At 62.7% G+C, this 18,937-nt stretch carries 23 protein-coding genes; 12 read left to right on the forward strand and 11 right to left on the reverse strand.

Annotated features, from left to right (window positions below; translation table 11 throughout):
• Positions 1–459 precede the first annotated feature (459 nt).
• Positions 460–1,071, reverse strand: a complete 612-nt coding sequence (locus AC0L2Z_RS08905) for a TetR/AcrR family transcriptional regulator (protein ID WP_128169192.1) — start codon at positions 1,069–1,071, stop codon at positions 460–462.
• 115 nt (positions 1,072–1,186) lie between these two features.
• On the opposite strand from AC0L2Z_RS08905, the gene AC0L2Z_RS08910 reads away from it, so the two are divergent.
• Both AC0L2Z_RS08910 and AC0L2Z_RS08915 read left to right on the forward strand, forming a co-directional pair.
• Positions 1,187–1,636, forward strand: coding sequence for an OsmC family protein (locus AC0L2Z_RS08910; protein ID WP_023800599.1), 450 nt, complete (start codon positions 1,187–1,189; stop codon positions 1,634–1,636).
• Positions 1,637–1,653: 17 nt separating this feature from the next.
• The gene (locus AC0L2Z_RS08915; RefSeq protein ID WP_128169193.1) at positions 1,654–2,040 is read left to right on the forward strand and encodes a nuclear transport factor 2 family protein; all 387 of its coding nucleotides are present in this window, start codon (positions 1,654–1,656) and stop codon (positions 2,038–2,040) included.
• Between the two features lie 12 nt (positions 2,041–2,052).
• On the opposite strand, the gene AC0L2Z_RS08920 is transcribed toward AC0L2Z_RS08915, so the two are convergent.
• Positions 2,053–2,664: a LysE family translocator gene (locus AC0L2Z_RS08920; RefSeq protein ID WP_473627590.1), complete on the reverse strand. Its 612-nt coding sequence runs from the start codon at positions 2,662–2,664 to the stop codon at positions 2,053–2,055.
• 491 nt (positions 2,665–3,155) lie between these two features.
• Between AC0L2Z_RS08920 and AC0L2Z_RS08925 the strand changes: the two genes are divergently transcribed.
• Entirely contained in the window at positions 3,156–4,460 is a 1,305-nt protein-coding gene (locus AC0L2Z_RS08925) for a metal-dependent hydrolase family protein (protein ID WP_473627591.1), read from the forward strand.
• Between the two features lie 138 nt (positions 4,461–4,598).
• On the opposite strand, the gene AC0L2Z_RS08930 is transcribed toward AC0L2Z_RS08925, so the two are convergent.
• From AC0L2Z_RS08930 to AC0L2Z_RS08950, 5 genes are all read right to left on the reverse strand, one after another.
• The gene (locus tag AC0L2Z_RS08930; RefSeq protein WP_473627593.1) at positions 4,599–4,982 is read right to left on the reverse strand and encodes a YkgJ family cysteine cluster protein; all 384 of its coding nucleotides are present in this window, start codon (positions 4,980–4,982) and stop codon (positions 4,599–4,601) included.
• A 5-nt stretch (positions 4,983–4,987) separates the two neighbouring features.
• The gene (locus tag AC0L2Z_RS08935) at positions 4,988–5,155 is read right to left on the reverse strand and encodes a hypothetical protein (RefSeq protein WP_287120983.1); all 168 of its coding nucleotides are present in this window, start codon (positions 5,153–5,155) and stop codon (positions 4,988–4,990) included.
• A 1-nt stretch (position 5,156) separates the two neighbouring features.
• A complete protein-coding gene (locus tag AC0L2Z_RS08940; RefSeq protein WP_027155370.1) occupies positions 5,157–5,564 on the reverse strand; it encodes a hypothetical protein in 408 nt (135 codons plus the stop codon).
• The gene (locus tag AC0L2Z_RS08945) at positions 5,564–5,791 is read right to left on the reverse strand and encodes a hypothetical protein (protein WP_128248410.1); all 228 of its coding nucleotides are present in this window, start codon (positions 5,789–5,791) and stop codon (positions 5,564–5,566) included. Before AC0L2Z_RS08945 ends, AC0L2Z_RS08940 begins: the two co-directional genes overlap by 1 nt.
• 347 nt (positions 5,792–6,138) lie before the next feature.
• Complete coding sequence (locus tag AC0L2Z_RS08950) at positions 6,139–6,348, reverse strand: cold-shock protein (protein WP_010915421.1); 210 nt, start codon at positions 6,346–6,348, stop codon at positions 6,139–6,141.
• 43 nt (positions 6,349–6,391) lie between these two features.
• Here AC0L2Z_RS08950 and AC0L2Z_RS08955 point away from each other — a divergent pair, with 43 nt between their 5' ends.
• Positions 6,392–6,646, forward strand: a complete 255-nt coding sequence (locus tag AC0L2Z_RS08955; RefSeq protein WP_473627595.1) for a hypothetical protein — start codon at positions 6,392–6,394, stop codon at positions 6,644–6,646.
• Between the two features lie 271 nt (positions 6,647–6,917).
• The gene (locus tag AC0L2Z_RS08960) at positions 6,918–7,097 is read left to right on the forward strand and encodes a CsbD family protein (RefSeq protein ID WP_091590669.1); all 180 of its coding nucleotides are present in this window, start codon (positions 6,918–6,920) and stop codon (positions 7,095–7,097) included.
• Between the two features lie 69 nt (positions 7,098–7,166).
• On the opposite strand, the gene AC0L2Z_RS08965 is transcribed toward AC0L2Z_RS08960, so the two are convergent.
• Entirely contained in the window at positions 7,167–8,297 is a 1,131-nt protein-coding gene (locus tag AC0L2Z_RS08965) for a metallophosphoesterase (RefSeq protein ID WP_473627597.1), read from the reverse strand.
• Between the two features lie 119 nt (positions 8,298–8,416).
• Here AC0L2Z_RS08965 and AC0L2Z_RS08970 point away from each other — a divergent pair, with 119 nt between their 5' ends.
• A complete protein-coding gene (locus AC0L2Z_RS08970) occupies positions 8,417–9,004 on the forward strand; it encodes a hypothetical protein (RefSeq protein ID WP_473627599.1) in 588 nt (195 codons plus the stop codon).
• Positions 9,005–9,041: 37 nt separating this feature from the next.
• On the opposite strand, the gene AC0L2Z_RS08975 is transcribed toward AC0L2Z_RS08970, so the two are convergent.
• Positions 9,042–9,707 (reverse strand): TetR/AcrR family transcriptional regulator, encoded by a 666-nt coding sequence (locus AC0L2Z_RS08975; protein ID WP_473627601.1) that lies wholly within the window; start codon positions 9,705–9,707, stop codon positions 9,042–9,044.
• Between the two features lie 95 nt (positions 9,708–9,802).
• On the opposite strand from AC0L2Z_RS08975, the gene AC0L2Z_RS08980 reads away from it, so the two are divergent.
• The 4 genes from AC0L2Z_RS08980 to AC0L2Z_RS08995 all read left to right on the forward strand — a co-directional run bounded on the left by AC0L2Z_RS08980 (position 9,803) and on the right by AC0L2Z_RS08995 (position 13,221).
• Positions 9,803–10,585: an NIPSNAP family protein gene (locus AC0L2Z_RS08980; RefSeq protein ID WP_473627603.1), complete on the forward strand. Its 783-nt coding sequence runs from the start codon at positions 9,803–9,805 to the stop codon at positions 10,583–10,585.
• A 107-nt stretch (positions 10,586–10,692) separates the two neighbouring features.
• A complete protein-coding gene (gene fumC, locus AC0L2Z_RS08985; RefSeq protein WP_128169203.1) occupies positions 10,693–12,090 on the forward strand; it encodes a class II fumarate hydratase in 1,398 nt (465 codons plus the stop codon).
• Between the two features lie 122 nt (positions 12,091–12,212).
• Positions 12,213–12,647 (forward strand): DoxX family protein, encoded by a 435-nt coding sequence (locus AC0L2Z_RS08990; protein ID WP_023800614.1) that lies wholly within the window; start codon positions 12,213–12,215, stop codon positions 12,645–12,647.
• Positions 12,648–12,798: 151 nt separating this feature from the next.
• On the forward strand, positions 12,799–13,221 hold the full coding sequence (locus tag AC0L2Z_RS08995) for a DoxX family protein (protein WP_128169204.1): 423 nt from the start codon (positions 12,799–12,801) through the stop codon (positions 13,219–13,221).
• 45 nt (positions 13,222–13,266) lie between these two features.
• Here the strand turns inward: AC0L2Z_RS08995 and ppx are convergent, their stop codons facing one another.
• Positions 13,267–14,802, reverse strand: coding sequence for an exopolyphosphatase (gene ppx, locus AC0L2Z_RS09000; RefSeq protein ID WP_473535508.1), 1,536 nt, complete (start codon positions 14,800–14,802; stop codon positions 13,267–13,269).
• Entirely contained in the window at positions 14,802–17,003 is a 2,202-nt protein-coding gene (locus AC0L2Z_RS09005) for an RNA degradosome polyphosphate kinase (protein ID WP_287341764.1), read from the reverse strand. The genes ppx and AC0L2Z_RS09005 overlap by 1 nt, the downstream gene beginning before the upstream one ends.
• Before the next feature lie 319 nt (positions 17,004–17,322).
• Between AC0L2Z_RS09005 and AC0L2Z_RS09010 the strand changes: the two genes are divergently transcribed.
• Positions 17,323–17,568, forward strand: coding sequence for a zinc-finger domain-containing protein (locus AC0L2Z_RS09010; protein ID WP_091590655.1), 246 nt, complete (start codon positions 17,323–17,325; stop codon positions 17,566–17,568).
• 15 nt (positions 17,569–17,583) lie between these two features.
• Positions 17,584–18,810: an FAD-dependent monooxygenase gene (locus AC0L2Z_RS09015; protein ID WP_473627605.1), complete on the forward strand. Its 1,227-nt coding sequence runs from the start codon at positions 17,584–17,586 to the stop codon at positions 18,808–18,810.
• Positions 18,811–18,937: the final 127 nt, after the last annotated feature.

The raw sequence follows: 18,937 nt of genomic DNA on the forward strand, positions 1-18,937 counted from the left end.
AGAAGTCCATAAGCACGCCCATGAATCTAAGTTGCTCAAGCCCGCAAGCGGGCTTGAGTGGCGGCATGGATTTCTAAGAAGTCCATAAGCACGCCCATGAATCTAAGTTGCTCAAGCCCGCAAGCGGGCTTGAGTGGCGGCATGGGTTTCTAAGAAGTCCATAAGCACGCCCATGAATCTAAGTTGCTCAAGCCCGCAAGCGGGCTTGAGTGGCGGCATGGATTTCTAAGAAGTCCATAAGCACGCCCATGAATCTAAGTTGCTCAAGCCCGCAAGCGGGCTTGAGTGGCGGCATGGGTTTCTAAGAAGTCCATAAGCACGCCCATGAATCTAAGTTGCTCAAGCCCGCAAGCGGGCTTGAGTGGCGGCATGGATTTCTAATCCAACATTGCCTCGCATTCACGGAAAGGGCGCCGAAAGGCGCCCTTTTTGTTTGCTTTATTTAGCGGGCTGCCCGGCTCAGAAGGCGGCGTCAATGCGCCGTGTCAGCTCCCCTTTGGCAGGCAAGGCACCTTCAATCAGCGCAGCAACTTCATCTGCCACCGCCAGCACCGGGGCGCGGTCGCGGCTGGCGCGCGCGATCACCATCAGCCCTTCCAGCGACGATTCGACAAGCAGCGCCAGGGCGCGGGCGCGGCGCTCAGGCACCCCTGCCCTGACGAAGGCCGCCTGCAGCAGGCCTACCCATTGCTCAAAAGCCGACCGGCACAGTTCGGCCAACTCCGGCACGTCGGCCGGCGAGTCCAGCACCACGGGTGCGATCGGACAGCCAAGCGTGAACTGGTTGTCCTCCAGCATGCGTGCGACCGACTGGTAGATGTGGTGGACAGCCACCGCCGGATCCATTTCGGCGGTCAGCTCTTCGGCAAGCCATCGAGACACCTTGTCCACGCTGTCGCGCGTCACCTCGATGACCAATTGGTCCTTGCCGCCCGGAAAATGAAAGTAGAGCGATCCTCTCGGCGCACCGGAGGCGCTCAAGATGTCGTTGAGCGAGGTGCCGTGATAGCCGCGCTGCCTCAGCAGCAGCGCCGTCGCCTCGATCATGCGGATGCGGGTGTCGTTCGCCATGTCAACCTCTGTCAGGAGTGAGCTTTATAGGCTTGCGCCGAATATGACAATCGGTCTATATAGTATGTAGATCAGTCTATATATTCGGCGTTTCATCGAAGAGGAGAACGACAAAATGACCATCCGTGAAGCAGAGGCCCAATGGCAGGGTTCGTTGAAAGAAGGCTCGGGCCGTCTGCGGCTCGGCAGCGGCGTCTTCGAAGGCGCCTATTCCTTCCCGTCGCGCTTCGAAAACGGTCCCGGCACCAATCCCGAGGAATTGATTGCGGCGGCACATGCCGGCTGCTTTTCAATGGCGTTGAGCGCCATACTGGGCAACGGCGGCCATGTCCCCGTAGGGATTCACACCGTCGCCAAGGTGCATCTCGGCACGAGCACGGCCGGACCGACGCTCACCCGCATCGACCTCGAAACGGAAGCCGAAATCCCGGGCCTGGCGCCCGAGGAATTCCAGCGCCTTGCCCAATCGGCGAAAGCAACATGCCTCGTCTCCCGGGCTTTGGCGGGCGTGGCGGATATCAGGCTCAAGGCCGACCTCGTCACGGCCGCCGCTGCGGAAAAATGAAATCAGGAGGTACCGAGATGAAACGGGATAGCATCATTGTCGTCCATCCCGACGACCAATCCAGACAGACGGCCGATATCATCCGGCGCTTCAACGACGTGTTCCAGCTTCATGATCCGTCGGCGCTCGCCGAGCTGGTGGCCGAGGACTGCGTCATCGAAAACACCGTGCCGGCGCCGGATGGCGCCCGCCATGCCGGCCGTGAGGCATGCGTGCGGCTGTGGTCGGCGATCGCCAGCGAACCCGGCACCCGCTTCGACGTTGAAGAAACGTTCGTCGCCGGTGAGCGGGCGACAATCCGCTGGCGCTACTGGCCCGCCGAAGGCAACTCCATCCGTGGCGTCAATCTGATGCGCGTTGCGGACGGGCTGATCGTCGAAGCGATGGGATATGTAAAGGGATAGCGCCAACAGGCGCTACCGCTCGGTCAGCGCCAGTTTTGCGCCGAGCATGACGAAGGCGCCGGCGAAGGTGCGGCGCATCCAGGTCAGCACTATCGGCCGCGACACGACATGGCTGCGGATCGAGGCGGCGAAAATGCCGTAGCCGACAAAGACGACGAAGGTCAAAAGCATGAAGACGGTGCTGAGCTCCAGCATCTTCGACAGCGCATGCGGTTCGGTGGTGCTGACGAACTGCGGCAGGAAGGCGAAGAAGAAGATCGACAGCTTCGGGTTGAGGATGTTCATGAGGATGCCCGAGGTGATCACCTTGCCGGCCGAGCGCGGCGCGACATCCTGCCCGACGTTCAAGCTGCCGCTCTCCTTCAGCGTGTTCCATGCCATGTAGAGCAGGTAGGCGACGCCCAGATATTTCAGCGTCTCGAAGGCGAGCGCGCTGGTGTGCAGCAGCGCCGCCAGGCCGGTGATGGCGGCCGCCATGTGCGGAATGATGCCGAGCGTGCAACCAAAAGCCGCGATGATGCTGGCGCGCGCGCCACGCGAAAGCCCGGCGCTCAGCGTGTAGAGAACGCCGGTGCCGGGCGAAGCCACGACGATCAGCGACGTCAACAAGAATTCGATGCTCACGATGCGTCCTCCGATGACCTGCCGCCGGCAAGGTAGCCAGCGAAAACGCGCGGGCACAAGCCAGCCCGAGGACCGTTAGTGCCTCATTTCGAATTTCGGATCACGACCCAAGGCGGAATCCCTCGGCGGGATTTTAAACCAACTCCCGTAGGCGACGTTTCGTCAGAATCGTCTGCTCGTTTCCTAAGGCAAACCTTGCACTGCTGGCCCTGCCGTCATCGCATTGGCCTGACTTTGGACACCACCTTCACTGCGAACGAGGCCGGTCCGGTGCCAGTCCGGAACACTTCTTGACCCGATGCCGTGCAAGCTACAAACTTGTCCTTGCGCCGTGGCCACCTCTCCTGAAGCGGATAATCGTCATGTGTCACCAATCCTTTGGATCGCAGGAGCTGACGAAAGGCAAGGTTGTGGCGCATGCCCTGTCCTGCGCTGCTGTGTTGTTCTTTGTTGCGCGCCCGGTTTTCACGATGCTTCGCTCTGGCAGACAAATGCTTGCGGCGGCTCTCCTGCTTGGACTTTGCGCCAGCGCGAGCGCCGATGACGTGCTTTTCGAAAACGTCCGTATCTTCGACGGGAAGGGCGCCGCACTTTCGGCACCGTCGAGTGTGCTGGTGCAGGGCAACCTGATCGCGCGGATTTCGACAAGTCCCATCGCGGCCGAGGGCGCGCAGCGCATCGCCGGCAACGGGCGAACGCTGATGCCGGGGCTGATCGATGCGCATTGGCACGCAATGCTGATTGCATCCACCCCGGCAGAGGCGATGGGCGACATCGGCTTCGCCAATCTTGCGGCCGGCGACGAGGCGACGGATACGCTGATGCGCGGCTTCACCACCGTTCGCGACGTGGGCGGGCCGGTGTTCGGCCTCAAGCGCGCGATAGATCAAGGCATCGTCGCGGGACCGCGCATCTATCCGTCCGGAGCCATGATCACCGTGACCAGCGGGCATGGTGATTTCCGCCAGCTCAGCGACTTGCCCCGGACGATCGGCGGCTTGTTCACCCCCATGGAGAGGAACGGCGGCAGCATAGTCGTGGACAGCCCCGACGAGGTGCGTTTGCGTGCCCGCGAGCAATTCATGCAGGGGGCCGCGCTGCTGAAGCTGACAGCGGGCGGTGGAGTGTCGTCGCCCCACAGCCCGCTCGACGTCACCACCTTCACCGAGCCCGAACTGCGGGCCGCCGTTGAAATTGCCGAGAATTGGGGCACCTACGTCGCCGCGCACGCCTTCACCTCGGATGCGATCCGGAAGGCTGTCGCGGCTGGCGTCAAGTGCATCGAACACGGCTTCCTCATGGACGAGGCAACCGCCAAGCTGATCGCCGAAAAGGACGTTTGGCTGAGCTTGCAGCCGCTTCCCGAATTGATGAGGACAGGCCTCCGAGAGGGTTCGGTCGAGCGAGCCAAGGCCGATGAGGTGTGGCCGGGCATCGGCAGGACCTACGAACTCGCGAAGAAATACAAGATCAAGACGGCATGGGGCACCGATGTCCTGTTCTCCCGCGCGCTGGCGAAGCAGCAGGGAGCAATCCTGGCGTCGCTTGCGCGTTGGTACACGCCTGCCGAAGCGCTCGTCATGGCGACCGGGACCAATGCCGAGCTGCTCGCGCTGTCGGGCCTTCGCAATCCCTATCCGGGAAAGCTCGGCGTGATCGAAGAGGGCGCGCTCGCCGACCTCCTGCTCGTCGAAGGCAATCCGCTGGAGAACCTCGACCTGGTGGCCGATCCTGCCAACAACTTCAAAATCATCATGAAGGACGGCCTGATCTACAAAAACACGCTGACTCAGTGAGACTGAGCCGCCCGTCTCTACTCGACGCATCCGATGGCCTGGCCGCAGAGCGCTGGAATTCCACAGCCGAGCGACCAGGAATGGCGCGGCTTCCCACCCGAGGTGGAAATTCAAACTGAGACCTATCGAGGCCCGTTATCACAGCGCCGGCAGACCATGTGCCTTGCGCGCCATCAGGCAATCGCCGCCACCGGGCATGCAGGCGCGGCAGACGTCCGGTCTGACGTCGTAGATGCCGCAAATTGTCGACTTGCCGACCTCGCCGGAAAGTGCCGAACAGCGCACGCCGTCGCAGCGCATGCCGGCTTCGTCGGCAGCCACGTATTTCTGCGGGATCCGGTCGAGCTGCGCGTCATCTTCGGTCGAGAAGCGCGGCCATTCGGCCGAATAGGAACAGCAGGCGCCACAGCTCTGGCAGTCGAAGAGAGGGGCGGCGCGCTCCTCCAGTGACGAAAAGTCCCCGGCGCTCGCCGGGGCGAGCAGCCCTGAGGCAACGGGATTCAGGTCGGCGCTTCGCGGCAAGGGCGCTATTTTTTCTTCCTGGTCTTGCGCGACGCCACGTCCGCCGGGGACTTGAACAGGTCGGTCGCTGCCTCGGCGGCAACATCGGCTTTCGGCGCGGCGGCCGGCTTGGCCAGCTTTGCGGTGGCAGCGGCTGCTGCCGGCTGATCCTTGGCGGAAAATTTTATGGCCATATCAATCCTCGTCGGAGAAACGCGATGATGGCGCATTCGGGTTGCGAAGCCGGCCGATCAGCGCCGAGACCGCCGTGATGTTCATTTCCTCGGGCGACCAGTTCCTGGCCTCCTCGATGTGCCGGGGTGCCAGTTCGCGATGCGTGCTGCCGCTATAGGCGGCATCCTGATGGGTGACGCGCTCATGGGTCTTGGCATTTTCGCGGACATACTCGATCAGATAGTTCGGGCATTCGGAGCGGCCACGCACGCCGAGCCTGACCTGGGCATCGCCATGGGCGCGCTTGCAGCGCTCGAGCTTTTCGAGAACGCGCCGGACATACTCGACCGGCTTGTCGAGGGCTCCCACGACATCGGCGATGGTCGAATCGGCGGCGATCGCCTCTTGCGGGACGCGCTTGGTGGCCATCAGCGTTTGCCCACGCGCTTCGGCGCGGCAGCGAGCGCGGCGGCTGCAGCCAGTTCGTCGGCTTCTTTCTCCAGGCGCAGTTCGCGCAGCCGCGCGGTCTTGGCTTCCCGGGCCTGGCTGACAGCATCCTGCTCGGAAATAATGCGGTTGAGCGACATGGACTGGGTCTGGGTCTTGCTGAAGATGGATTCGGCGTGGTCGCGGGATTTCTTCGAAGTGGCGGTCAAGGTCTTTCTCCCGGTTCGGAGCGTAATGCCGAAAATGGCGAGACCGGTCTTTCGACCAGGACCACGCACAAAGCAATACGGCAGTCGATTTCAAATTGCTGGAGCATCCTTAGCACGTTCAAGCGAACGCGCGGTGCTCTTTTCGAACTTTTGCGGCGCCCGAAACGCAAAAGGCCAGGCATTGCCTGACCTCCGCCGGAGCGCCGCGCGTCCGGTTGAACGCGCGTGCACTTGCTCATTCTGCGCATGATCCTTTCCGGAAACCGGTGTTTCCGGGGCCATGCGCTGGAATTAGCCGTTCACCGGTGCCAGTACATCCGTGGTCACCGGCGAGGCTGAATTCCGTTTTAGGCCGCCTTCAACTGATCGGCGGACATCTTGCCCGACTTGTTGTCGCGGACCATCTCGTAGCCGAGCTTCTGGCCCTCGACGATGTCGCGCATTCCGGCGCGCTCTACGGCCGAGATGTGGACAAAAACGTCAGCCGAGCCGTCGTCAGGCTGAATAAAACCGAAACCCTTGGTGGCATTGAACCATTTAACTGTGCCTGTGCTCATAACGAACCCTTTCCGTGGCAAATATTCGTTCACCGTCATGCGAATGCACAACAGCGTTTGTCTCGATTTTGATGGGGGAAGTTCGTCAAAGGCGCGCCTGGACACGCGGATAACAAAAGTCGGTCAAACAAATATCGACGAATTGCTTTTAGACTTCTTTTGGCGCCGTGTCAATTTTTTGCTTTCGCCGTCTGCTTTCGTCGTCGGCGGGCCGATGGCGGCACGCTGGCTGCGCAGGCAATTCGACGGCGGATGTGACGCCGAAAACCGGGCCCAGCGCCAGCTGTTAAAAATGTAAAAAATCGCGCCATGCCGGGAACCATCTTGGCATCCGTGCATTTTAAATATCGCCAGCAGTTCATGAGAGCAATCTCAGGAAAGGCTGACACAAAGGACGCCTCCCGTGCAATAAAACGCGCGAGGGGCGTTCTTTTATGCCGAGTAGCAATCGCCATGGCGGTCAGGGCCAAAGGCCGTGGCCTGTTGATTGACCGACGAGGCAGGGCTCCGGAACCGAAAACCCAGCCACCCGTTCCCCAAATAGCAGATTGATTCCGGGAGATGCGGCCATGGTGAACAAGAGTCAGATTGCGGGCCTAGCCAAGCAGCTCAAGGGCTCAGTGAAGAAAGCCGCCGGCAAGGCCACCGGCAACAGGCGCGTCCAGGCTGAAGGCGTGGCCGACAAGATCGCCGGCAAAATGCAGAAGGCCTATGGCGATATCAAGGACAAGTTCAGGAAGGTGATCTGACCCCTGCGCTGCTGTTTCGATAGCGATGAGGAAAGCGGTTTAGCGGTCCGCTGTCTGCTTCAGTTGCCGTTAGAAATTCAGGCTCTTTGAGAAAACGTTGGTGAAGGCGATCTCGCCATGGTCGCCAACGGCTTCGCCAAGCGCCACGTCCATGCTGTCGCCGCTCACCCGCGCCAGCGCGAAGCCGCCCATATAAGCGGCCTTCGGCTTGAACAGGTCGAGCCCATCGCCGCGGTAGATCATCGCTGTCTCGTGCTGGTGGCCATGGAAGATGCCGATGACGTTGTAGCCCTTCAGCGCCGCCAGCAGCGCCTGCCGGTCCGCCTCGCTCCACCAGTGCGGCGCACCAGCGCCTTCATCGTCGAAGGTTCCTTTGGCGGCATCCCACCGTTCGATCGAGAAAACATCCCAACCATAGTGCTGGAACAGGATGACGGGGCGGCCGTCCGCTGCATAGGTCGCCAGATCCTGCTTCAGCCATGGCAGGCCGGAGACGGCGCCATGGCCGGTGTCGCCGGCGAAACGGTGCGTCTGGACGAGATGCAGGCCGCCCCAGTCCCACGAGTAGCAGTCGGTGTCGACATCGTAACTGGTCACCGGCACCGGCGGCTTGAAGAACACGCCGGCGCGATGGTTGACCTCGACATAGTCGCGCATTTCGCGGCGGTACCAGTCGACGTGGTTTGGCGGGCCGTTCTGGTCGAGATCGTGGTTGCCGAGGCCGACATAGACCGGCACATGCACGCGATCGGGGCCGACGCCCTGCTGGTAACGCTGGCTGAACTGGAGCAGCTGCGTGCCTTCGCTGGGCTGGATGACCTGGCCGCCGCCGTCATCGGTCATGTCGCCGCCGACGACGAGGCCGAGCGGCGTGCCTATGCGGCTGCCGGCTGAGCGCAGGCCGGTGGCGATGCCGTTGATTTCGGCCGGCCAGTGCTTCTCGCCAATGGCGTTCAACGCGGCGACACTGCGCAGCAAGGCGGCGTCGGTCTTGCCTTCCTGCTGGCAATTGGGGCTCAGCCCGCTGGCCATGCGGCAGGCATGGACATCGGCGACGAACAGGAAGGTGGCGTCGACAGGCGCAATGCGCTGCCCGGTCTGTCCGAGCGCCGGTCGCGCCAGCGCACCGGCCGCAGCAAACCCAGCCGCCTTGGCCAGGAAGCGGCGCCGGGAGAGTGATCCTGCCGAGATGCGATTCATGGCGTGAAATTCAGCACAGCCGGCGCCTCTTCGTCCAGTTGCCGCGAACGGTATGTCGACACGCTGCCGCAGGTCTGGCATTGCTTCAGGTCAGGACTCAACTTGCGCGGGCAAACGCTATGAAGACTATATCCATCGCAACGGCACTTACCATCCTGGCGAGCGCCGCTCATGGTGCCGAGTGCATCGACGCCAAAGCCGCCAAGGCCGGATTCATTCTCGAAAGGCCCGGCATCCACAGCGAGTTTCGACCGGCGGCGGGTGGAATGGTGTCGGTCGCCAACGAATACCAATCCCAATCGCCGCAGACGCAGTTTCTGTTCGGCGGTCTGATCGAGGTGTTTCGCGACAGCGAGACCGGTCAGCTTGCGATGATCCCGTTTTCGGATCTCAGAAAGCTGTTTCCGCTCAAGGCCGGGGCGAAAAGCACGACCGTTTTCGTCCGCCTCGCTTCAAACAAACAGCCGAAGGACACCGAGACGCTCGAGATCAACGTAAAAGGCAAGGAGACGTTCAGCCTGGGCGACTGCAAATACAACGTGCTGGCGGTCAGGCAGACGATCAAGAACGAGGCCGGCAAGACCCAGGATGAATTCACCGCGCTCTACGCTCCCGACCTGCAGGCGGTTCTGGCCAGGCGCTATGACGAGGGCACCAACGCCGAAAGCGTGGTTGGCTATGAGACCATCAAACCGCTGCCGAATTAAGTCCCGGCAGGGCAGAGAGCCGACTGGCGCTCCGGCATCAAAAGGCTTTGTACTGCCGCAGCACCCTGCGACGTCGCTTCGCTCTTGCTGAGGAAACTCCCTGCTCCAGCGCGTTCAGGCAATCGCGCAGCACAGCAGAATCCTGCATTGTCTTGGCCATCGACATGGCGCCGGAATAGGAGGCGACCGCGAGTGCCGAGAAGCGCTGCGGATCGGTGTGCTGCTCCCTGCCCGCTTGCTGGTCGGCCCTGACCTTGTCGGCGATCGCCTGGCGCCACGCCGAAAAAATGCCGGCAAGGGCGGTGCGGAAATCCGGATCGGCAAGCGACAATTCATGCGCCAGGTTGTTGAGCGGGCAGCCGCGCACGAAACCCTGTTGCTCCAGTTCCGCGGCCACTGCCTCGAACACGCTGCGCACGCCCTCGCGCGTCGAGCCTGCCGCCTGCACCGGCGCGATCCATGTTGCTTCGACGGCCGCGGCGACCCGCTCCTCGATCACCGCCAGCGCCAGCGCCTTCTTGGTCGGGAAGTGATGATGCAGCGCGCCGCCGGTGACGCCTGCCGCGGCCATCAGGTCGCCGAGGCTGGAGGCATAGTAGCCGCGCGCCTGAAACGAGGCTTCGGCGACATCGAGCACGCGTTTGCGCAGGCCTTCCGGGTCGTTGGTGCGTTTGCCGGGCTGCGCCTTTGGGCGAGCGGTCATCTCTGCTGACATTTTTCAACGATAGCAGATTGACAAAACAGGACAACCGGTCTGTTTATAAAACAGGATGAACGCCCTGTTTTGGAGATTGCGCGATGAGCCTGCCCCTGAATGCCCGGTCCAAATCCGGCCTCAACGCCTCGCCGGTCGTCGAGCTCAGGCAATACACGATGAAACCTGGCCGGCGCGACACGCTGATCGGCATCTTCGACGGTCACCTCGTCGAGGGTCAGGAAGCGGCTGACATGACCATCCTCGGTCAGTTTCACGATCTCGACCGGCCTGACATGTTCATCTGGCTGCGCGGCTTCGAGGGTATGGAAGCGCGGAAAAATGCACTGACCGCGTTCTATGAGGGGCCCGTCTGGGCCGCCTGGCGCGACGCCGCCAACGCCACGATGATCTCCTCCGACGACGTGCTGTTGCTGAAACCGGCATGGCCCGGCGCCGGCTTCGATCTGTCGGGATCGCAACGAGCAGCCTTGGATGGTTACGAAAAACCAAGCGGAGACAATCGCTTGTCGGATATTGTTGTCATCAAGATTCATCATCTGCGGCACGGCGCCGAAGCCGACTTCGCCAGCCGCTTCAAAACCGACGCGATTGCCGTGTTGGCGGCACATGGCGCGCGGCCACTTGCTGCGTTTGTCTCCGAACATGCCGAAAACTGCTTTCCCCGCCTGCCGGTACGATCAGGCGAAAATGTCTTCATCAGCGTCGCCGCCTTCGACAGCGCGGACGCCCATGCCCGCCACGAGGCAGTCCTTGCCAGTTCCCCGGAGTGGCAGGCATTCGAGCGGGATGCCCAGTCATGTCTGGCTAGATCGACCGAGACCTTGCGCCTATCTCCAACCTCACAGTCGCTGCTTGGGCGGTGAGAGGCGCTCCTTCAACCGATTTGCATCCTTGTCGCCCGCAATCTCCGCTTGAAGCCATTTGTGCAACGCGATACGCCGGTGCCGGGTTCGACAGACCGGAGAGACATGTGAGCGCGCCAGAGACCAGAACCGAAACCGACACGTTCGGCCCCATCGAGGTCGCCGCCGATCGTTACTGGGGCGCGCAGGCGCAGCGTTCGCTGGGCAATTTCAAAATCGGCTGGGAAAAGCAGCCGGCGTCGATCGTTCGCGCGCTCGGCATCGTCAAGCAGGCGGCGGCCGAAACAAATATGGAGCTGAAGCGGCTCGACCCGGCCATCGGCAACGCGATCATCGAAGCCTCTCAGGAAGTCATCGACGGCAAGCTGAACGATCATTTCCCGCTGGTCGTCTGGCAGACCGGCTCGGGCACGCAATCCAACATGAACGCCAACGAGGTGATCTCCAACCGGGCGATCGAACTGCTGGGCGGTGTCATGGGGTCGAAGAAACCGGTGCATCCCAACGACCACGTCAATATGAGCCAGTCGTCGAACGATACCTATCCGACGGCCATGCACATCGCCTGCGCCGAGCGCATCGTGCACGATTTGTTGCCGGCGCTCGGGCATTTGCACGCCGCGCTGGAGGCCAAGACCAAAGCATTCGCCCACATCGTCAAGATCGGCCGCACCCACACGCAGGACGCGACGCCCCTCACCCTTGGCCAGGAATTCTCAGGCTATGCCGCGCAGGTCGCCTCCTCGATCAAACGCATCGAGATGACGCTGCCCGGCCTGCAGGAATTGGCGCAAGGCGGCACGGCCGTCGGCACCGGCCTCAACGCGCCGGTCGGCTTTGCCGAGAGAGTGGCGGATCGCATCGCCGCGATCACCGGCATCGCCTTCATCACCGCGCCAAACAAGTTCGAGGCGCTGGCGGCGCATGATTCCATGGTGTTCTCGCATGGCGCCATCAACGCCTGCGCCGGCGCCCTGTTCAAGATTGCCAACGACATTCGTCTGCTCGGCTCCGGCCCGCGCTCCGGCCTTGGTGAACTGTCGCTGCCGGAAAACGAGCCGGGTTCGTCGATCATGCCGGGCAAGGTCAATCCCACCCAGTGCGAGGCGATGACCCAGGTCTGCATCCAGGTGTTCGGCAACAATGCGGCCGTGACCTTCGCCGGCAGCCAGGGCCATTTCGAACTCAACGTCTACAACCCGCTGATGGCCTACAATTTCCTGCAGTCGGTGCAACTGCTCGCCGACGCCTCCATCTCGTTCACCGACAATTGCGTCGTCGGCATCGAGGCGCGGGAAGACAATATCAAGGCCGCCCTCGACCGTTCGCTGATGCTGGTGACAGCACTGGCGCCGACCATCGGCTACGACAACGCCGCCAAGATCGCCAAGACCGCTCACAAGAACGGCACAACCTTGCGTGAGGAAGCGCTTGCCACCGGGCTGGTCAGCGAAGCCGACTACGACCGCCTGGTTCGGCCGGAGGAGATGACGCATCCGGGATGATCTTGCGCTGATCGCAAAACTTTACTGCGGTGAACAATCTGTAACCAAATCTGCATCTTTGGTGAACAGTCGCCCTGCTCTATGTGGATGGGCACCACAACCCCTCCCGGAGAGAGCCCATCATGTCCACCAACACGTCCGTTGCCGGTTCCGGCACCGTTTCCAACGCCGCTTCCAACGCCTCAGGCACCATCCTGCTCGGCCGTATCCTGCTTTCGGTCATCTTCGTGCTTTCCGGTTTCGGCAAGCTCACTGCGATCGCCGGCACCGCCGGTTACTTCGGCAGCATGGGTCTGCCGATGCCGACCGTGACGGCGATTGTCGTCGGTCTGCTCGAGCTGCTCGGCGGCCTCGCCATCCTCATTGGCTTTCAGACCCGGATCACCGCCTGGGTGCTGGCAATCTTCACCGTCGCCACGGGATTGGTCGCCCACACCGGCTGGGCCGATCAGATGCAGATGATCAGCTTCATGAAGAACCTGGCGATTGCCGGCGGCTTCCTCGTACTGGCTTCCTCGGGCGCCGGCGCCTATTCGGTCGACGCCAAGCGCGGCTGAAGCAGTCCAGGAACCACTTGCAGCAAGGGGCGCGGAATTTTCCGCGTCCCTTTTTCGTTGTCGGTTTATGCCCGTCGATCAGCCGGCCGGACTTTCTGCTAGGATGAGGTGTCGGGGTGAAGCCAACCGCCGCCGACGTCGGAGGTGACCAATGCCCCGCAATGCGCTGCTTCTGCTTTCGCGGCTGCTGCTCGCCGCTCTATTCGTTCCGTCCGGCTTTCACGCGCTTACCGACATTGCCGGCACATCGGGGTATTTTTCCGGCCTTGGCCTGCCGCTGCCGACACTCGCAGCCTGGGCGACGGGCCTGTTCGAAATGATCGCCGGACTGCTCATCCTCGTCGGCCTCAAGACGCCGATCGTGGCGCTCCTGCTTGCCGCTTTCTGCATCGCGGCAGGCTTCATCGGCCACTATGGCCAGGGCGGCGACGATCCGACGCTGACCTTCATGCATTCGCAGATGCTGATGAAGGACATCGCGCTATCGGGCGGTTTTCTGGCGCTGGCAATGGCAGGCGCCGGCGCCTACTCGATCGACGGGCGGATGCTTCGGATCGGCGCTGAAACGACTTGACCGACACAAGCTGCCGGATTGAGCCGAATACTTGACTGACCCAGATTACTTGGCTGGCATAGTGGGGCCGCCCTCGACCGCCAGCACCAGCCGGCGATTGGTGACCCTCGCCAGTTGCGCCAGTCGTCCGGCCGGCCGCTCGCCGTAAAGATCGGCCAGCGACGCCGGCAGCACCAGCGCCAGCACGCCATTGCCGCGCCTCTCCCATTTCAGCCGCGGCATGACCCCAGGCATTGCCGCCGTCAGCAGGTAGACGACGCGCATCACCGCGGCCAGCACACGGGCGCGCTCGATATAGCGCGGCGTCGCCAGCGCCTTGATTTCCGGCGCAATCGATTCGTTGAAGATGCCCTCATGACGGTAGGCGTTGGCCAGCGCCAGGAAGGCGCGGCCGGGATGGTCGACACCGATGAAGGAGGCGTGGGCAATGATGTTGAGCGATTGCTTGCCCCGGTATTCGGGATGCGCGCGCCAGCCGATGTCGGCAAGCAGGCAGGCGGCCTGGCGGTAGCGCGCCTCGTCGACCGTCTCTTCGATGCCGAAGGCGGCGAAGGTCTTGCCCGTCCACTCGACAAGCTCATGCGCGTGGGTGACCGAGCGCGAACGCAGCCGGGCGAGTTCTTCCGAGGCCGAGATCAGCGGATCCGCCTTCTGCTCGGCTTTATCGAGCAGCGAATAGAGAAAGCCCTCGCGCACGCCAAGTGCCGAGACGATGATCCTGGACGGCTGCATCGCCGCCATGATCTCCTGCAGCACGATGGCGCCATAAGGCAGCAGCGAGCGGCGGTTCTTCGAGACGCCTTCGATACCCCTTATCTTCTCGATCTCGCCCTTGGCGACTTGCTTGAGGAAGTTCGCAGCGCTGTCGATGCCGATCTCGTAATGGTGCATGACGCTCAGCGGATAGCTGGTCATTTCCATGTACAGCCGAGCGAGGTTTCGCCAGGTGCCGCCGACGGCATAGAACGGCCTGCCCTGCCCGCCTTTCAGCAGCTTTGCCTTCGCGAGTTCGTCGCGCGCTATCTTTGCCGCTTGGGCCAGTGAGTTCTTGGCCATGTCCTGCAGGCGCAGGCCGCCCAGCGGCAGCGTGATGCCGTCGCCGATTGCCTCGCCATCGACGTCGACCAGTTCAAGGCTGCCGCCGCCGAGGTCGCCGGCGATGCCGTTGGCCGGGTGGAAGCCGGAAATGACGCCAAGCGCTGAATAGTGGGCTTCTTGGCGCCCGCTCAGCACCTGGACCTCGGTCTTGAGCACATCTTCGGCGCGGTGGATGAAATCGGGGCCGTTGACCGCCTCGCGGGCGGCGGCGGTCGCCAGCACGTACATATGCTCGGCGCCGGCCTGCTCGGACAGCGCGCGGAAACGCCGAAACTCCTCCATCGAACGGGTCACCGCCTCGGGATCGAGCTTTCCGGTCGAGACGATGCCGCGACCGAGGCCGGCCAGCATCTTTTCGTTGAACAGTGTGGTCGGCGAGCGCGCCAGCCCCTCATAGACGACAAGCCGGATCGAGTTCGACCCGATGTCGATGATGGACAGCGGTCGGCGGTCCTGAAGCCGGCCCTGGGACGTTGAAATCATCAGCCGGTCGCTGCGGCGTTTTTCTTGCGGCGCTTGAACTGCGCGATGCGCTTGGGCGCATGCGATTTCAGCGCATCGCCGCGTCCGGAGAGGCTCGGATTGGTCATGAAATATTCCTGCGCGTTGAACGGTTCCTCGCCCTCCTCGAGCGTGGCGCGCCGGGAGGTTCCGTCAGCCAATACGTCGAAACTTTGCTGGTTGTCCATGATGTTGCCCAGCATGATCTGGCCGAGGACTTGTTCATGCACCGTTGGATTGGTGATCGGCACCATGGTTTCGACGCGGCGGTCGAGATTGCGCGGCATCAAATCGGCCGATGAGATGTAGACGATCGCCCCGTCCGACGGCAGTCCATGGCCGTTGCCGAAACAATAGATTCGGCTGTGTTCGAGGAAGCGGCCGACGATCGACTTGACCCTTATGTTTTCCGACAGGCCCGGCACTTGGGGCCTCAGGCAGCAGATGCCGCGCACGACGAGATCGATCTCGACGCCGGCGCGGCTGGCGTCATAGAGCGCGTCGATGATGATCGGGTCGACCAGCGAATTCATCTTCATCCAGATGCGGGCCGGCCTGCCCTCCAGCGCATGGCCAATCTCGTCCGAAATGTGCTTGAGGATGCGCTTGCGCAGCGTGAACGGCGAGGTGGCCAGCCGCATCTCCTCGGTCGGCTCGGCGTAGCCGGTGATAAAATTGAACAGCTGGGCGACATCGCGGGCGATTGTCGGAGCGGTGGTGAAGAAGGACAAGTCGGTGTAGATGCGCGCGGTGACCGGATGGTAGTTGCCGGTGCCGAGATGCACATAATTGCGCAGCTTGCCGTCCTCGCGCCGCACCACCAGCGACATTTTCGCGTGGGTCTTCAGTTCGAGGAAGCCGAACACGACCTGAACGCCGGCGCGCTCGAGGTCGCGCGCCCAGCGGATGTTGGCTTCCTCGTCGAAACGCGCCTTGAGCTCGACCAGCGCGGTCACCGACTTGCCGGCCTCCGCCGCGTCGACCAAAGCGCGCACGATCGGGCTGTCGTTCGAGGTGCGATAGAGCGTCTGCTTGATCGCCACCACTTCCGGATCGGCCATCGCCTGGCGCAGGAACTGCACCACCACGTCGAAGGATTCGTAGGGGTGATGAACGATGATGTCCTTCTCGCGGATGGCGGCGAAACAGTCGCCGCCGTGCTCGCGGATGCGTTCGGGAAAGCGCGGATTGTAAGGCTTGAATTTGAGATCGTCGCGGGCGATGGCGACGATCTCGGAAATCTGGCTGAGCGCCAGCGGACCGGTGAGCACGCTGATCCGGCTCGACGAGACGCCAAGCTCGCCGGCGACGAACTCGCGCAGTTCGGCCGGCATCAGCTTGTCGAATTCGATGCGGATGACCGAGCCGCGACGACGCCGTTTCAGCGCCGTCTCGAACAGGCGCACAAGATCCTCGGACTCCTCCTCGACCTCGATGTCACTGTCGCGGATGATGCGGAACGTACCGGAGCCCTTGACCTCGTAGCCGGGGAACAGCTTGCCGATATAGAGGCCGACCGCTTCTTCCAGCGGAATGAAGCGGACATGATGCTTGCGGTCAGGCAAGCGGATGAAGCGCTTCAGCGCCACCGGCAGACGCAACAGCGCGCTCATCTCCTCGCCATTCCTGCGGTGGCGCAGTTGCAGCGCCATCGAGAAGCCGAGATTGGGAATGAACGGGAACGGATGCGCCGGGTCGATCGACAGCGGTGTGAGCACCGGAAACACCTGCTCCTGGAAATGATCCTCGAGCCAGGTCTTCTCGTCCTTGGTCAGCCCATCGCGGCTGATGCTCTCGATGCCTTCCTTGTCGAGCAGCAGCATCAGAGCGGATAGGCTGTTCTGCTGGTCCTCCTGCAGGCGCTCGACCTCGCGCAGCAATTGTTCCAGCTGTTGTTCAGGGGTGCGGCCGTCCGCGCTCTTCAGCGTGATGCCTTCGCGAACCTGGCCGGCGAGACCGGCGACACGGACCATGAAGAACTCGTCGAGATTGGCGGCCGAAATCGACAGGAAGCGCACCCGCTCGAGCAGCGGATGGTTGGCGTTCAGCGATTCTTCGAGGACGCGGCGGTTGAATTGCAGCCAGGAAAACTCGCGGTTGACGAAGCGGTCCGGATTGCCGCCCTCTGGGCTCGCCACCTCGACAGTGGTGAATTCGCTCTGCACCGGCTTTAGTTCGTTCATGGTTCCTGCTCGTTTCGCACCCGCTGGCCACAGCGTCGCGCGTCGTTGCGGACGCGCAAAAGGACGCTCCCGCCACTTAAGCTACGCATGATCCCCAGCAAAACCGAATTCGGTTTTCGGGGCCATGCCTTAATCGGCTTAGCTTATCCTGTGACAGGCTTTTACGACAGTTTGATTTCATCGATCTTGCAAAGAGACTGCTTATGATCCAGATGCAATCCAGGTACAGCGCGGCGCGTCCTTTGGACGCGCAAAGGACGCGGTGGAATTTTGATTTTGCACATGATCCGGGGTCATGCAGCAAATATAGGAGACGACGATGGCAGGCGGTTCCATTCCCCATTTCCAGAACGATGCGGGTTATGCGGCGATCGACATCGGCGTCAAGGAATTCATGTGCACCGGCGCCAACCCGCCTTTCGACCATCCGCATGTGTTTCTCGACATGGGCGACGACAATGAAAAGGTCTGCCCCTATTGCTCGACGCTTTATCGCTATTCGCCAAAGCTGAAGGCGACGGAAACGCAGCCTGCCGGATGCCTCTATATCCACCAGGCCGCCTGACGCGCACACCATCCGATGGACGACACCCGGTCCCGGCAGGTCGTTATCGCCGGAGCCGGCGTCGCCGGACTGACCGCGGCACTGGCGTTTTCCGAGCGCGGCTATCTGGTGCGGCTGTTCGAACAGGCGCCGCGCCTCGAAGCGGCCGGTGCCGGCATCCAGCTCTCACCCAACGCGACGCGCATCCTTCGCCAGCTCGGCGTGCTCGACCGGCTGTTGCCGGCGGCGGTGCGGCCGGAGGCGGTCGTGCTCAAGGACGCCGCCACGCTACGTGAGCTGGCGCGGGTGCCGCTTGGCGAAGCGGTCGAAAGGCGCTGGCAGGCGCCTTATCTCGTCGCTCATCGGGCTGACCTGCAAGATGCACTGATGGCGCGCCTTGCCGAACGGCCGGACATCAGTCTCGTCACCGGCGCGCGCGTCGGCGGCATCGCCACAGGACCGCGCCATGCCACGGCAACAGTCGAGATTGCCGGCAAGACAGTCGAAGCCGGCGGCTTTCTGCTGATCGGCGCCGACGGCGTCTGGTCGGCGATCCGGGCTTTTGGCGGGTTTGCGGCCAAAAGCCGGTTTTCGGGCGAGCTTGCCTGGCGCGCTACGATCAGTGCAGACAGTGTCGCAGGAGAAGCCCTTGCGGCGGTCGGCGCCGCCAATTGCGTGACCACCTTCCTGCATCCCGGCTTCCACCTCGTCGCCTATCCGGTCAGCAACGGCACGGCGTTCAACCTGGCTGCCTTCACCAGGGGCGAGATCATCGCCGAGCGCTGGTCGGGCCACGCCGACCCCAATATCCTCCTCGGCGCCATGCGTGGCACGGCGGCAGCACTGGCCCGGCTTGCCGAGGATGCCGGCCCGTGGGCTGCGTGGCCGATCCATACGGTAGACCAGGCACAGCCATGGACGACGCCCGCCGGCATCGCGCTGATCGGCGATGCGGCGCATGCGATGACGCCGTTCGCGGCGCAGGGGGCGGCGATGGCGATCGAGGATGCCGCAACCCTTGCCGGCTTTGTCGCCGCCTCACCCGCCGATCCCTGGGGCGCGCTTGCCGCCTGGGAGAAGATGCGGCGGCCGCGTGTCGCCAAGGTCGCCCGCCGCGGTGCCGTCAACCGGCTCGCCTGGCATGCAGCGGGGCCGGTGGCCGTCGCGCGCAACCTGTTCCTGAAGTGGCGCTCGCCGGAAAAGCTCGCGGCCGATCTCGACTGGCTCTATGGCTGGCGGCCGCCGGATGGCGATCGGCAATGAAAGCTCGACCGGTTGGCGGGACAGCGCCCCCTTCTGTCCTGCCCTCTTTGCCAAAAACTTGGCATCTCCCCACTTGGGGGGAGATCGGCCGTCACCTCGGCTTTTGCCAATCTCCAACGTTGCAGGA

It is taken from the genome of Mesorhizobium sp. WSM4850 (genome assembly GCF_055811735.1).